At 70.1% G+C, this 13,716-nt stretch carries 13 protein-coding genes; 8 read left to right on the top strand and 5 right to left on the bottom strand.

Going from position 1 to position 13,716, the window contains the following annotated elements:
- Positions 1 to 25: 25 nt before the first annotated feature.
- Genes ACZ6YG_RS28580 through ACZ6YG_RS28565 form a run of 4 tightly spaced genes read right to left on the bottom strand, consistent with a single transcriptional unit; the run spans position 26 to position 5,303 of the window.
- The gene (locus tag ACZ6YG_RS28580) at positions 26 to 847 is read right to left on the bottom strand and encodes a carbohydrate ABC transporter permease (RefSeq protein ID WP_466019681.1); all 822 of its coding nucleotides are present in this window, start codon (positions 845 to 847) and stop codon (positions 26 to 28) included.
- Positions 844 to 1,707: a carbohydrate ABC transporter permease gene (locus ACZ6YG_RS28575; protein WP_148036969.1), complete on the bottom strand. Its 864-nt coding sequence runs from the start codon at positions 1,705 to 1,707 to the stop codon at positions 844 to 846. The genes ACZ6YG_RS28580 and ACZ6YG_RS28575 overlap by 4 nt, the downstream gene beginning before the upstream one ends.
- Positions 1,708 to 3,009, bottom strand: coding sequence for an ABC transporter substrate-binding protein (locus ACZ6YG_RS28570; protein WP_466019680.1), 1,302 nt, complete (start codon positions 3,007 to 3,009; stop codon positions 1,708 to 1,710).
- Complete coding sequence (locus ACZ6YG_RS28565; protein WP_397198529.1) at positions 3,006 to 5,303, bottom strand: TIM-barrel domain-containing protein; 2,298 nt, start codon at positions 5,301 to 5,303, stop codon at positions 3,006 to 3,008. The genes ACZ6YG_RS28570 and ACZ6YG_RS28565 overlap by 4 nt, the downstream gene beginning before the upstream one ends.
- Before the next feature lie 135 nt (positions 5,304 to 5,438).
- Between ACZ6YG_RS28565 and ACZ6YG_RS28560 the strand changes: the two genes are divergently transcribed.
- From ACZ6YG_RS28560 to ACZ6YG_RS28550, 3 genes are read left to right on the top strand one after another with little or no spacing between them, the layout of a single operon-like run.
- Positions 5,439 to 5,768: an ArsR/SmtB family transcription factor gene (locus ACZ6YG_RS28560; RefSeq protein WP_148036966.1), complete on the top strand. Its 330-nt coding sequence runs from the start codon at positions 5,439 to 5,441 to the stop codon at positions 5,766 to 5,768.
- Positions 5,765 to 6,235, top strand: a complete 471-nt coding sequence (locus ACZ6YG_RS28555; protein WP_466019679.1) for an SRPBCC domain-containing protein — start codon at positions 5,765 to 5,767, stop codon at positions 6,233 to 6,235. Before ACZ6YG_RS28560 ends, ACZ6YG_RS28555 begins: the two co-directional genes overlap by 4 nt.
- Positions 6,232 to 6,858, top strand: a complete 627-nt coding sequence (locus ACZ6YG_RS28550; RefSeq protein WP_397198530.1) for a dihydrofolate reductase family protein — start codon at positions 6,232 to 6,234, stop codon at positions 6,856 to 6,858. The genes ACZ6YG_RS28555 and ACZ6YG_RS28550 overlap by 4 nt, the downstream gene beginning before the upstream one ends.
- Before the next feature lie 20 nt (positions 6,859 to 6,878).
- Here the strand turns inward: ACZ6YG_RS28550 and ACZ6YG_RS28545 are convergent, their stop codons facing one another.
- A complete protein-coding gene (locus tag ACZ6YG_RS28545) occupies positions 6,879 to 7,493 on the bottom strand; it encodes a TetR/AcrR family transcriptional regulator (protein WP_397198531.1) in 615 nt (204 codons plus the stop codon).
- A 102-nt stretch (positions 7,494 to 7,595) separates the two neighbouring features.
- On the opposite strand from ACZ6YG_RS28545, the gene ACZ6YG_RS28540 reads away from it, so the two are divergent.
- The 5 genes from ACZ6YG_RS28540 (at position 7,596) to ACZ6YG_RS28520 (ending at position 13,491) form a co-directional block, all read left to right on the top strand.
- Entirely contained in the window at positions 7,596 to 8,597 is a 1,002-nt protein-coding gene (locus tag ACZ6YG_RS28540) for a hypothetical protein (protein ID WP_466019678.1), read from the top strand.
- Positions 8,598 to 8,991: 394 nt separating this feature from the next.
- On the top strand, positions 8,992 to 10,002 hold the full coding sequence (locus ACZ6YG_RS28535) for an NAD(P)-dependent alcohol dehydrogenase (RefSeq protein WP_466019677.1): 1,011 nt from the start codon (positions 8,992 to 8,994) through the stop codon (positions 10,000 to 10,002).
- 48 nt (positions 10,003 to 10,050) lie between these two features.
- On the top strand, positions 10,051 to 11,850 hold the full coding sequence (locus ACZ6YG_RS28530) for a glycoside hydrolase family 15 protein (RefSeq protein ID WP_466019676.1): 1,800 nt from the start codon (positions 10,051 to 10,053) through the stop codon (positions 11,848 to 11,850).
- Positions 11,847 to 13,334 carry a glucose-6-phosphate dehydrogenase gene (locus ACZ6YG_RS28525; RefSeq protein WP_148036959.1) on the top strand — a complete coding sequence of 496 codons (1,488 nt, stop codon included), beginning with the start codon at positions 11,847 to 11,849 and terminating at the stop codon, positions 13,332 to 13,334. The genes ACZ6YG_RS28530 and ACZ6YG_RS28525 overlap by 4 nt, the downstream gene beginning before the upstream one ends.
- The gene (locus ACZ6YG_RS28520; RefSeq protein WP_466019675.1) at positions 13,237 to 13,491 is read left to right on the top strand and encodes a dihydroxy-acid dehydratase domain-containing protein; all 255 of its coding nucleotides are present in this window, start codon (positions 13,237 to 13,239) and stop codon (positions 13,489 to 13,491) included. The genes ACZ6YG_RS28525 and ACZ6YG_RS28520 overlap by 98 nt, the downstream gene beginning before the upstream one ends.
- The last annotated feature ends 225 nt before the right edge of the window (positions 13,492 to 13,716 follow it).

Genomic DNA, 13,716 nt, shown 5'->3' with positions numbered 1-13,716 from the left:
GGGGGGTTCTCCTCGGGAGGGAGGCTCACTTCACGGCGCCGACCGTGATGCCTCGGGTGAGCGTGCGCTGGAAGATCAGGAAGAACGCCACCGCCGGGACGATGCCGAGCAGGGCGGAGGCGCTGGACATGGTCGCGTCCATGTACCGCTCGCCCTGGAGCACGCCCAGCGCGACCGGCACGGTCTGGTTGTCGTTGGAGATGAGGAAGATCAGCGGCAGGAAGAACTCGTTCCAGGTCCAGATGAAGAAGAAGATCATCAGGACGCTGATCGTCGGCCTGCTGATCGGCACCACGACCCGGACCAGCGCCCTGAACCGGCCGGCCCCGTCGATCTCGGCCGCCTCCAGGATCTCCTTCGGGAACTGGCCGAGCACCGCGCTGAGCAGGTACGTGCCGAACGCCGCCTGGATCACGGTGAAGATGATGATCATCGACAGCCTGGTGTCGTACAACCCGGCTTCCTTGGCCAGGTAGTACAGCGGGTAGGCCAGCGCCTCCTGCGGCAGTGTGTTGGCCACCAGGAACAGCACCAGGATCGACAGCCGCCCGCGCACCCGCCCGATGCCGAGCGCGTACGCGTTGAGCACCGACAGCACGACCGCCAGCACCGCCACGGAGCCGCTGATGAGCAGGCTGTTCCAGAGCTTCTCGCCGAAGTCCACCCGGTTCCAGAAGTCCACGATGCCCTGGAGATAGAGCCCGCCGGGCAGCCCGAGCGGTCCCTCCGACGCGTACTCCTCGGGTGTCTTGACCGCGTTGAGCGCCACGAGGGCGAACGGGAACACCATCACCAGCGCCGCCACCGTCACCGACGCCAGGACGGCCCACCGGCCCGGCCCCCTCATGACTCACGCTCCTGCACCCGCAGGAACAGGAACGTCACCACGACGATGATCAGGGCCAGCACGGTCGCGATCGCGGACCCGTACCCGACGTTGCTCTTCTGGAAGAAGTTCAGGTACGAGAAGTACGACGGCACCAGCGTGGCGTTGCCGGGCCCGCCCCGGGTGAGCACGAAGATCGGCCCGAACACCTTGAGCGCGGCGATCGTGCAGGTGAGCAGCACCACGAAGATCTCCGGCCGGATCTGCGGGATCGTGATGTGCCACACCTTGCGCCACCACGACGCCCCGTCCAGCTCGGCCGCCTCGTAGTAGGCCGGGTCCACCCGCTGCAGCCCCGCCATGAAGATCACCACCGGGTAGCCGAGCTGGAACCACACCATCACCGCCATCACGGTGGCCAGCGCCAGGTCGGGGTCGCCCAGCCAGTCGAGCTCCAGGCCGAACGCCTGGTTGACCGCGCCGTACGACGGGTGCAGCATCCAGCCCCACACCACGCCGGCCACCGCCACGGGCAGCACCTGCGGCAGGTAGTACATGGCGCGTAGCGCCGAGGCGGTGCGCGGGCCGAACCGCCTGCCGATGTAGTCGAACAGCGCCGCCGCCAGGACCAGGCCGAGCACCGTGGGCACGATCGCCATCGCGAAGATCAGCGCCACGTTGTTCTGGAACGACAGCCAGAACCGCTCGTCCTCCAGTAACCGGGCGTAGTTCTCCAGCCCGACCCACCTGGGCGTGCCGACCCCCGACCAGCGGGTGAAGCTCACGCCCAGGTTCATCAGGAACGGCACCACGATGACGGCCAGGAACAGCACCAGGCTCGGCACCAGGTAGAGCCAGTAGCCCTTCTTACGGACGCGCATCTAGTTGCCGAGGTCGGCGAGGTTGTCCTCGTACGGCTGCGCGAGCTCGTCCAGCATCGCGGCGGGCTGCTTGCTGCCGTTGATGAGGTTCTGCGTGGCGGCGACCATGACGTCGTAGTAGCCGGGCGCCGGCCAGTCGGGGTAGAACGCCAGCCCGTCCCTGGCGGTCAGCGTGTTGAAGCTCTCGATCAGCTCCTTGCTCTTGGCGTCCGTGATCGCCGCCGGGTCGGCCGCGACCGGCACGCCGCCGGAGTTGCCCAGCAGGTTCTGGATGTCCTTGCTCATCGTGATGTCGATGAAGTCGTAGGCCAGGTCCTTGTTCTCGGACTTCTCCGGCACGACCCAGAGGTTGCCGCTGGAGCCGGGCGCCATCGTGGCCCCGGGCCACAGGAAGTGACCCCACTCGAAGTCCTTGATCTCCGAGGCGAACCGGCCGTACCACCAGCTTCCGCTGACCATCATCGGGTGCTCGCCCTTCATGAACGACACGCCCATGTCCTCGGCCTTGATACCGGAGGACTTCTTGTCGAGGTAGCCCTTGCCGACCCAGTCGGCGAACGTCTGCGCGCCGTAGGTGAACTGGGGGCCGTGGAAGTCGACCTTGCCCTGGTACGCCTGGAAGGCGTCCACCCAGGCCCGGTCGGCCTTGCTGAGCGCGAGCTGGTAGAAGATCTGCTGCGCTGGATACTCGGCCCCGGCGGTGCCGATCGGGGTCACCCCGGCCTTGACGAAGGTGTCGAGCGCGTCGGTGAACTCCTCGAAGGTCGTCGGCACCTCGACCTTGTGCTTCTCGAACAGGTCCTTGTTGTAGTAGACCATGACGAACTCGCCGTAGTTCGGGATGCCGTACCACTTGCCGGCGCCCATGACGCCCCGCTCGTCGTACTTGGCCGTGGTCTGCAGGCCGCCCGGCAGCAGCTTGTCCCAGCCGCGCCCGGTGACCTCGGCGCTCAGGTCGGCGAGCAGGCCCTGCTTGGACAGCAGGCCGGCGGTGGCGTTGCCCTTGTTGTACTCCATGAGGTCGGGCGCCTCGTCGGAGTTGAGCACCATGCTCGCCGTCTTCTGGATCTGCTCGAAACTCTTCTCCTCGAACTCCACCTTGACGTTCGGGTGGGACGCCTCGAACTTCTTGATCGCCTCGGCCCAGGCCTTGCCCATGGCGGACTCGGCGGCCTCGTAGTGCCAGAGCTTGAGCACGCGGGGCCCGTCGCTCTGCGCGGGCGGGCTCTCCGAGCCGGAACCGCAGGCCGAGAGGGCCAGCACCATGGCTGCCAGCGCCGCCACGCCAGACTTTTTGATCATATTTCCTCCTGGGTGATGACGGCCCGGCCGGGCGCGCCCGGCACCGGGGCGAACTCGACGGCGGCGACCCGCTTCGGCCCGGTGACGGTCACGCGCAGCGTGTCGCCCTCCAGGGTGGCCGTGACGGCGGTCTCTCCGTCGGTGTCGTGGATCCGCATGCGGCGGTCGCCGCTCCCGAAGGCGACCAGCGTGATCCGGTCCGGCGTCCGCACGGTGTCCCCCGGCTCGGCGACAGGGATCAAGGCACCGTACCGGACGAACAGCGGGAGCTCGGCGAGCGGCTTGACCACGCGGACGTAGCGGGAGCCGGCGTGCACCTCGCCCGTCCAGTAGTCCACCCACTCGCCCTCCGGCAGGTAGACCTCCCGCGCGCCCTCCGGCGAGGTCATCGGCGCCACCAGCAGGTCGCGGCCGAGCAGGTACTGCAGGTCCGCCTGCCAGGCGACCGGGTCGCCCGGGTGGTCGACGCAGAGCGCGCGCATCATCGGGGCGCCCGTCCTGGCGGCGTCCACGGCCGCCGAGTAGATGTAGGGCATCAGCCGGTAGCGCAGCCGGAGCGCGGCCACCGCGTGCTCCTCCACCGCCGGGAACTCCCACGGCTCCCTGCTGGTGGTGCCGTGCAGCCGCAGCAGCGGCGACAGCGCGCCGAACTGGGTCCACCGGACGAACAGGTCGTCGCTGGGCCTGCCGGTGAAGCCGCCCGCGTCGTGGCTCCAGAACGGCACCCCGGACAGGCCGTGCGCCAGCCCGCCCCGGATCGTGCTGCCCATCGCGGCGTAGCTCGTGTAGGTGTCGCCGCTCCACTGGGCGCTGTGCCGCTGCCCGCCGAGGAACGACGAGCGCGCCCACACCAGGCTGTGCCCGTGCACCTCCCTGGTGACCTCGGCGACGGCGTCGTTGAACAGCAGCGTGTAGACGTTGTGCAGGTCGGTGCCGGTCATCCCGTTGGCCGCGACCGCGTCGTGCGGCACGCCTTCGGCGAAGTCGGTCTTGAACGCCTGCACGCCCTGGTGCAGCAGCGCCCTGAGCCGGTCCTGGAACCAGCGGACGGCGTCGGGGTGGGTGAGGTCGAGGATGCCGCAGGCGGGGTAGGAGCCGTGCCAGGTGTCGGCCACGTACGGCTCACCATCGGGTTTCTTCAGGAAATATCCGGCATCGGCTGCTTCCTGGAACGCCGGGCTCTGATGGGAGATGTACGGGTTCATCCACAGGCAGACCTTGAACCCCATCCCGTCCAGCTCCGCCAGCATCGCCTCCGGCTCGGGGAAGTTGACCGGGTCCCAGCGCAGGTCCGACCAGTGGCCGTCGGTCTGCCAGTAGGTGTCCAGGTGCAGCACGTCGCACGGGATGCCGCGCTCCCTGATCGTGCGCGCCCTGGCCAGCACCCGCTCCTGGCTGTCGACGCAGAAGCCGGAGGAGATCCAGGTGCCGAACGCCCACTTCGGCGGCAGCACCGGCCGGCAGGTCAGCCCGTTGTAGCGCTCCAGCACCTCGGCCGGGGTCGGCCCGGCCAGCACGTAGTAGTCCATGACGTCGTCGGGCACCACGATCTGCACCGCGCTGTGCGTCGACTGGCACACGTCGAACTCGGTGGGCGCGCCGCTGTCGACCAGCACCCCGTACCCCTTGCTCGACACGTACAGCGGGATGTTCTTGTACGCGCGCTGCGACTCGGCGCCGAAGGCGTCGAAGTTCCACATCAGGGGCCGCTGACCGCGCTTGTCGAGCGGCGCGAACGACTCCCCGAACCCGGCGAACGCCTCGTCGGGCGCGACCTCGAAGCTCTCGTGGAAGGCCACGTGCGCGCCGCCCGCCGACGACCGGCCGAACGGCAGCGTACGCAGCCGGCCGCTGATGTCGGTGTGCCCCCGGTCCTGCTCCAGCAGCGGGGCGCCGGTGGCGTCGGTGAAGCGCAGGTGCCACGGCGCCAGCCTGATCTCGGCCCGCAGCGAGCCGGCGTCGATCACGATCGGCTCCCCCGGCGTCACCTCGGCCCGCGCTCCCGCGTACGAGCCCGGCGTCACCATCGCGATGGCCCGCTCCGAGCGGGGCCGGGCGTCGGCGTCCTCGCTCAGCCGGACCCGGATCACGCCCTCGCCCGCGACGCCGATCTGCACGACCAGGGTCTCCTCCGCCGTGGTGACGGCCTTCAGCATCACTCCCGCGCCGTCGGCGGCGACCAGCTCGGCGGCGGTCAGCGCGGACAGTCCACCCTCGCCGTGGGCGCGCACCGGCAGCTCGGGCGGGTCGGCGACGAAGTACTCGTGCGCGACGAGTGGGGGGCGGTAGGGCATGGACGCTCCTCTTCCAGACAGCGCAAAACTCGTGAATTAGTTTGGTGCCCATACCAACAAACGTCAACGGTATTCGTGAGCGCGATGAACACTTAGCCCTTGCGCTAACCATCAGCCTTCGCAATACTTAGCCGCATGGCACAGTATTCGGCACAACTGGACGGCGTTTTCGTCGCCCTGGCCGACCCGACCAGGCGGGCCGTCGTCCGGCGCCTCGGCCACGGGCCCACGAGCGTCGGCGACCTCGCCCGCGAGTTCCCGATGACCCTCCCCTCGTTCATGAAGCACGTGCGGACGCTCGAGTCGAACGGGCTCATCCGCACGGTCAAGTCCGGCCGGGTGCGCACGTGCGTGCTCAACCGCGAGCGGCTCGCCCTCGTCGACGACTGGCTCGCCGAGCAGCGCCGCGTCTGGGAGGAGCGCACCGACCGCCTCGAACGGTTCGTCACGGAGGACGACCAGTGAACCCCGATCTCGACCTCGCCCTGGAACGGATCATCCGGGCCCCGCGCGCGACCGTGTGGAGCGCCTGGACCGACCCGGCCAAGCTCGCCCGCTGGTGGGTCCCGGCCCCGTCCCGCTGCCGCGTGGACCGCCTGGACCTACGGCCCGGCGGGGCGTTCGTGACACGGCTCAGCGACGACGGCGCCGTTTTCGTACCGCATCTGGACGCGTGCTTCCTCGCCGTGGACGACCTGGAGCGGATCGTGTTCACCAACGCGATCACCAGCGCGTGGCGTCCCGCGAACCCCGACCCGGTCGCGATGACGGCCACGATCACGCTGGCCGACCACCCTGACGGGACCCTCTACCGGATGCTCGTCCGGCACGGCGACCCGGCGTCCCGCGCCCATCACGAGAAGATCGGCTTCGCCGCCGGCTGGGGCACCGTCGCCGGCCAGCTGGCCGCTTTCACGGAGGCACCGCAATGAAGATCACCCTCACCGAGTTCGTCACGCTCGACGGCGTCAGCCAGGGCCCCGGCTCGCCCGACGAGGACACCAGCGACGGCTTCACCCGCGGCGGCTGGCTGGTGCCGCACATCGACGGGACGTTCGTCCGCCGCGCCTCCGACTGGCTCGACCTCGCCGACGGCCTGCTGCTCGGCCGGCGCACCTACGAGGCGTTCGCGCGTGACTGGCCGAAGATCACCGACCCCGCCGACCCGTTCGCCGGGCGGATGAACGCGCTGCCGAAGTACGTGGTCTCGAACACCCTCACCGAGGGCGGTTGGGACCCCACGACCGTGCTCACCGGTGACCCGGTCCGTACGGTCGCCGCGCTCAAGTCACGCCCGGGACGGGAACTCCAGATCCACGGCAGCGCCCGCCTGGGCGACACGCTGCTGTCGGCCGGGCTGGTCGACACGCTCCGTCTCGTGGTCGCCCCCACGGTGCTCAGGACCGGCCGCCGTCTCCTGACCGGTGACGGCGACGCGTCCGGTTTCCGCCTGACCCATCACGAGGCGACGCCGAACGGCCTGCTGCTCCTCGAATACCGGACGACAGGCCAGGCGCCCCGGGCCGAGTACGCCGGCGTCACGGCCTTCATCTAGGAGGACGCGGCCGCCCCTCATCAGGCGGGGCCCCGGCTCCGCAGGAGCGGCAGGTAGACCTCGTCGACGATCTCGACCAGGACGTCGTCGGGCACGGTCGTGAGCCCTCGCGTGACGTACTCGTTGCGCAGCAGCGCGAGGGCCACGGTGACGACCCTCGGATGCAGGGCCTCGGGCGGCACCTCGCCGCGCGCCACCGCACGGCCCACGATCGTCAGCCAGACGCCGGACCCGCCGTCGGCGACGGCGTCGTGCAGCCGCGCCAGCAGCTCCGGCTCGTCGCCGACGCCCGCGAGCAGGCCGCGGAGGATCTCGGCCTGCGGCGAGGACAGGTCGCAGTTGACGCGGCGCAGCAGCGCCAGCGCGTCGTCACGGAGCGCTCCGGTGTCCGGCGGCCGCAGCTTCTCCGTGGCGAGCCGCTGGTAGGCGGCGACGCCCAGCGCGGCCCGGTTGGGCCAGCGGCGGTAGATCGCGTTCTTGTTGGTGCCGGCGCGGCGGGCGACCCGGTCCATGGTCAGCCCCTGATAGCCCGACTCGGAGAGCTCCTCCACGGCCGCGCGCAGGATGGCGCTCTCCAACTCGGCGCCACGACGCCTGCTCGCGGGCTTCGCCGCTGACTCTCCGGCCGCACTCACCCGCGTAGGGTACCTCACGTACCCCATTCCCGGAAATGTCTGGACTCTCGGGAGAAATTTACGGTACGTTGCGTACCCTATCGAGGGAAAGGACATACCGGCATGCGAGCCAAGGGCATCGGTTACGACACCGGGATCATTCTCGACGGCGTCGAGAACAGGCCGTTCGACCGGACGATCATGGAACGGGAGCTCCAGATCATCCGCGACGACCTCCACTGCACCGCCGTGCGCATCTTCGGCACCGAGCCGGACCGGATCGAGTTCGCCGCCCACCACGCGGCCGGCCTGGGCCTGGAGGTCTGGTTCTCGCCGTTCCCGCATCACCTCGACCGGGGAGAGCTCCTCGACCTGCTCGCCGACGCGGCCGAGCGCGCCGAGCGGGTCCGTCGCGGGGGCGCCGAGGTGGTGTTCGTCGCCGGGGCGGAGGTGAGCCTGTTCAACCGCGGGTTCGTGCCCGGTGACACCATCCAGGAGCGCGTGGGCGCCCTCCTCGCCCGGGGGCCGGAGCTGGGCCGGCTGTCCGCCCAGGTCAACGACTTCCTCAGCGAGGCCGTGTCCGTGGTGCGCGAGCGGTTCGGTGGCAAGGTCACCTACGCCTCGGTCCCCCTGGAGAACGTCGACTGGACGCCGTTCGACATCGTGTCGGTGGACGCCCACCGCTCGAAGGAGGTCGCCCACCTCTACCAGCAGGGCATCCGCTCGCTGGTCGCCCAGGACAAGCCGGTCGCGATCACCGAGTTCGGCTGCACCGCCTACCGCGGCGCGGCCGACCTCGGCGCCCGCAGCGGGGAGATCATCGAGTACGACGGCGTCATCCCGGTGGGGATCAACGGCGACTACGTCCGCGACGAGGAGGAGCAGGCCACCTACCTCCGCGAACTGCTGGACGTCTTCACCGAGGAGGGCGTCGACGCCGCCTTCGCCTGCACCTTCGTCTGCTACGGCCTGCCGCACCGCCCCGACCCCCGCAAGGACCTCGACCTGGGGAGCTGGGGCGTGGTCAAGGTCCTGGACCACGGCTCCGGCGAGACCTACCCCGGCCTGCCTTGGGAACCCAAGGCCGCCTTCGCCGCCCTCGCCGGTTACTACGGCGGGCACTGACCCACGGGCGCACATTGACTAAATGCATCGTGCATCTAGTCAACCCTGCGTCGGCGGGTGCGCGGTGTCCCTGGTCCCCACCGCGCACCCGTCCTCCGGGACGAGAGGGACCTTCCGTGAGCAGGAACCGCAGGATCTCGACCGTGACGGTGGGGGCGCTCGCGCTGACCGCCGTCATCCCGGTGACGGCGCCCGCTACGCCGCCATCTGGACGAAATGACACGACCGCGGACGATCTTCACGCGTCCGTCCGCAGGTGAGGCCCGGTTAAACCCCGAAGTTCGCAGGGTACGCCGTTGCGTGTTTCCGGCGTTCTACGCGACGCCGACACGGGGGAGCAATCGGGGGCACGATGCAAGCGTTCGTGATGAAGGGGATCGGACAGGTCGGCTTCATGGACAAACCCGTCCCCCGAGCCGGTCCCCTCGACGCCGTCGTCAGGACCACCACCGCCCTCATCTGCACCTCTGACTCCCACACCGTCGCCGGCGGCATCGGGCCACGGGAGAACCTCACCCTCGGCCACGAGGGCGTCGGCGTGGTGCACGAGGTGGGCAGCGAGGTGAAGATCTTCCGGCCGGGCGACCGCGTCCTGGCCGGCGCCATCACCCCCGACTGGGGCGATGTCGCCTCCCAGAACGGTCACCCGTCACAGTCCGGCGGACCGCTCGGCGGGTTCAAGTTCGCCAATTCCAAGGACGGCGTGTTCGCCGAGTACTTCCACGTCAACGAGGCCGACGCCAACCTGGCGAAGATCCCCGACGACGTCCCCGACGAGATGGCCGTCTACTGCGCCGACATGCTCTCCACCGGGTTCATGGGCGCGGAGCACGGCGACATCCCCATCGGCGGGACCGTCGCCGTGCTCGCCCAGGGCCCGGTGGGCCTCATGGCCACCGCGGGCGCCAGGCTGCGCGGCGCCGGCCTGGTCATCGGGGTCGAATCGGTGCCCGGCCGGCAGAAGCTCGCCCGCTACTACGGCGCCGACGAGATCGTCGACTTCACCACCGAGGACGTCGTCGAGCGCGTCCTCGACCTGACCGGGGGGCAGGGCGTGGACACCGCCATCGAAGCCCTCGGCGCGGACGGCACCTTCCAGACCGCCATCAAGATCACCAGGCCGGGCGGGACCGTATCCAACACCGGCTACTACGGGGAAGGCGAGTTCGTGCGCATCCCCCGCGTCGAGTGGGGCGTCGGGATGGCCGACAAGACGATCGCGACCGGGCTGTGCCCGGGCGGCCGGCTGCGCATGGAACGGTTGCTGCGCATCCTGGAGAACAAACGGCTCGATCCGACCCACCTGACCACCCACACGTTCCGCTTCGACGAGATGGAGCGTGGCTTCGAGGTCTCGGACAAGAAACTCGACAACGTGGTGAAAGTGCTGATCACCTTCGCGTGACGGAAGCCGGTCCCGGACATGCTCGATCTCGATCCACCCTTTCGCCCGGTGCACCACCGCGACGGCTACCTGGCGCTGGAGGACCTGGGCCTCATCGGCGACGGCACGACGGCGGCGCTGGTCGGCGTCGACGGTTCGATCCCGTGGCTGTGCCTGCCCCGCTTCGACAGCGAGCCCCTGCTGTGCGGCCTGCTGGATCACGCGCGCGGCGGCCACTTCACGCTGACCGTGGACGACCTGCGCGAGGCCCGGCAGTTCTACGAGCCGGACACCGCGGTGCTGGTGACCGAGCTGCGCGGTCCGACCGGCCTGGTCCGGATCACCGACGCGCTGGCCCTGCGGGCCGGCGCCGACCTCAGCGACGACGCGGGCAGCGGCCGGTCCGAGCTCGTCCGGTCCGCGGTCGTCCGGTCCGGGACCGTGCGCCTGCGGGCGGAGCTGGAGCCGCGCGGTGGCGGGCAGGCGCGAAGCTCTCACAGCGGTCTGGAGGTGCGCGCCTCCCGGCACCCCGGCCTGCGGCTGCACCTGCGGTCCAACCGTCCGCTGACCGGCATGCGCACCGCGTACGACCTTCAGGAGGGTGACCGCCTCGACCTGGTGCTCTCCTGGGGACGCGTGCACCGCCATCACCGGTTCGACGCCGGGACGATGCTGCGGCAGACCGCCGAGGCCTGGCGGCGCTGGATGCGCAAGTGCAGCTACCGCGGCCCGCAGGAAGCGCTGGTCCGGCGCTCGGTGATCACGCTGAAGCTGTGCGACGACTGGGCCAACGGCTCGCTGGTCGCCGCGCCCACGTCCTCCTTGCCCGCGCCGATCGGCGGGGTGCGCAACTGGGACTACCGCTACACCTGGATCCGCGACGCCGCCTACGCCGTGTTCGCGCTGCGGCGCGTCGGCATCGGGGAGGAGGCCGACGCCTTCCTCGGCTGGATACTCGACGCCTTCGAGCAGAGCCGCCGTCCACGCATCATGTACACCCTCGGCGGCGACCCCGTACCGGAGGAGATCCACGACACCGACCTGGAGGGCTACCGTCGCTCGGCGCCGGTGCGGTGGGGCAACGGCGCCGCCGACCAGCGCCAGCACGACGTCTACGGCGAGGTGCTGGACTGCGCCGACCAGTGGCTGCTCCCCGGCCGCGATCTCGAACCGGCGCTGTGGTCCGGCCTGTCGGAGCTGGCCGAGGCCGCCGCGCACACGTGGTGGCAGCCGGACCAGGGCATCTGGGAGGTACGCAGCGAAGGCCGGGTCTTCACTTATTCGACCGGGATGTGCCAGGTGGCCCTGGACCGGGCCGCGGCCATCGGTGAGCGGCTCGGCCTGTCCGGGCCGATCGCCACCTGGCGCGCCACCGCCGAGAAGCTCCGCCGGCTCATCCTGGACCAGGCGTGGAACGAGGACACGCAGGCCCTCAGCGAGCACCTCGACGGGGCCGGCGGCCTGGACGCCAGCCTGCTGGCGCTGCCGCTGCGCAAGGTCATCCCGGCCTGCCATCCCCGCATGACGGCCACGACCGCGGCCATCGCCGAACGCCTGTCGGCCGGTGACGGGCTGCTCTACCGCTACCTGCACGAGCACTCCCCCGACGGCCTGCCCGGGGATGAGGGCGCCTTCTTGCTGTGCAGCTTCTGGCTGGTCGACAACCTGATCCTGCAAGGCCACGCGGACCGGGCCGAGGACCTGTACGCGTCACTGTGCGCCCGCGCCAGCCCGGTCGGGCTGCTGCCCGAGCAGATCGACCCGTCCACGGGCGCGTTCATGGGCAACTTCCCGCAGGCGTTCAGCCACATCGGGATCATCGCCAGCGGCGTCAACCTCGCACGCATGAGAGCAGGAACCACCACATGATCAACCGACTCGTCATCCTCGGCGCGACCGGCGACCTCAACGCCCGCTACCTGCTGCCGGCCCTGGTCGCCCTGCGCTCCGCCGGGCACCTCGGCGACGGGTTCGAGCTGACCTGCGCCGACCGGTCGGACTGGTCCGTCGAGGAGTTCCGTGACTGGGCGTCCGACCAGCTCGCCCGGCACGCCGCGGACCAGCCCGGCGAGGGCGTGCGGGAGATCGCCGGGTCCATCCGGTACCGGCAGGCGGACGCCACCGACCCGGCCGACCTCGCCTCGCTGATCGCCGGTGAAGGGCCCGTCGCCCTCTATCTCGCCCTCCCACCGGCGATCTTCCCCGGCACGGTCGCCGCCCTGCGCGACGCGAACCTGCCGCCCGGCAGCCGGATCGCGCTGGAGAAACCCTTCGGCGAGGACCTGGACAGCGCGGCGGAGCTGAACCGCCTGCTGGAGGCGGTCGTGCCCGAGCAGGCGGTGTTCCGGATCGACCACTTCCTGGCCATGACCACCGTCCAGAACGTGCTCGGCGGCCGGCTGGCCAACCGCGTGCTGGAGCCCATCTGGAACAGCGCGCACATCGACGAGGTGGAGATCGTCTGGGACGAGTGCCTCACGCTGGAAGGCAGAGCGGGCTACTACGACGGTGTCGGCGCGCTCAAGGACATGGTGCAGAATCACCTGCTGCAGTTGCTGTGCCTGGTGGCCATGGAACCACCGATCAGCATCGGCGAGCGTGAGCTGCGTGACCGGAAGGTCGATGTGCTGCGCTCGGTGCGGCCCTTCACCGAGCAGGACGTGCTCCGCCGCACCCGCCGCGCGCGCTACACGGCCGGCCGGGTCGGTGATCGCGTCGTGCCCACCTACACCGACGAGGAAGGCGTGGATCCGGGGCACCGCACCGAGACCTTCGCCGAGGTGGAGCTGGAGCTCGACAGCTGGCGCTGGTCGGGCACGACCTTCCGGCTTCGCAGCGGCAAAGCGCTCAGGAATGACCGCAAGGAGATCGCGGTACGCTTCCGGCCCGTGCCTCACCTGCCCTTCGGCCACGGCGAGGCGCTGCCCAACATGCTGCGGTTCGGGCTCGACCCGGAGGGTTTCGCGCTGGATGTCACGGGCGTCGGTTCCCACGCCCAGACCCTTGTCCCGCTCACCCTGGCCGCCCAGATGGACGCACCCAGCCTGCCGGCCTACGGTCAGGTGCTGCTCGACATCCTGAGCGGGAACGCCACCCTGTCCATCCGCGGCGACGAGGCCGAAGAGGCTTGGCGTGTCCTCACACCCGTGCTGTCAGCCTGGTCGAAGGACCTCGTTCCGCTCCAGGAGTATCCGGCGGGATCCGACGGGCCCCCGAAGCAGCCAGGCCTGGTGGGACAACACGGGCAATCCGGCGATGACCGCTCGCTACCTGGAGCGTTTTCTCAACTACGGCCTCACCTCGGCGGAGCTCCAGTCGGGCCGGCCGATCATCGGCATCGCCCAGACGGGTAACGACCTGGTTCCCTGCGACCGGCACCATCTCGCCCTCGCCGACCGGGTCAAGGCCGGGATCCGTGACAGCGGCGGCATCCCGCTCGAGTTCCCCGTCCATCCCCTGCAGGAAACCGGCAACGTCCGGGCAACCCCCTCTTCGAGCTGCCCCATGTGATCGTCACACCTCATGCCGCCGAATACTCCGAGGAAGCCATCGGGACGGTGCGCCGCATCGCCGCCGAAGAGGCCATACGGGTCCTGACGGGGCAACCGGCGCGTTTCCCGGTCAACGACGTGACCGTGGGCTCCCACTCCCCGAAGAGCCCAGAGCGGGCGCCCCTCACCGCGATTTGCCGGATCAGCAAAGGCATTTGCCACGACGACGTGACCGCCCGCATAG

The sequence above is a fragment of the Nonomuraea sp. NPDC054003 genome (assembly GCF_055585125.1).
This window is presented reverse-complemented; position numbering and strand designations above follow the sequence as displayed.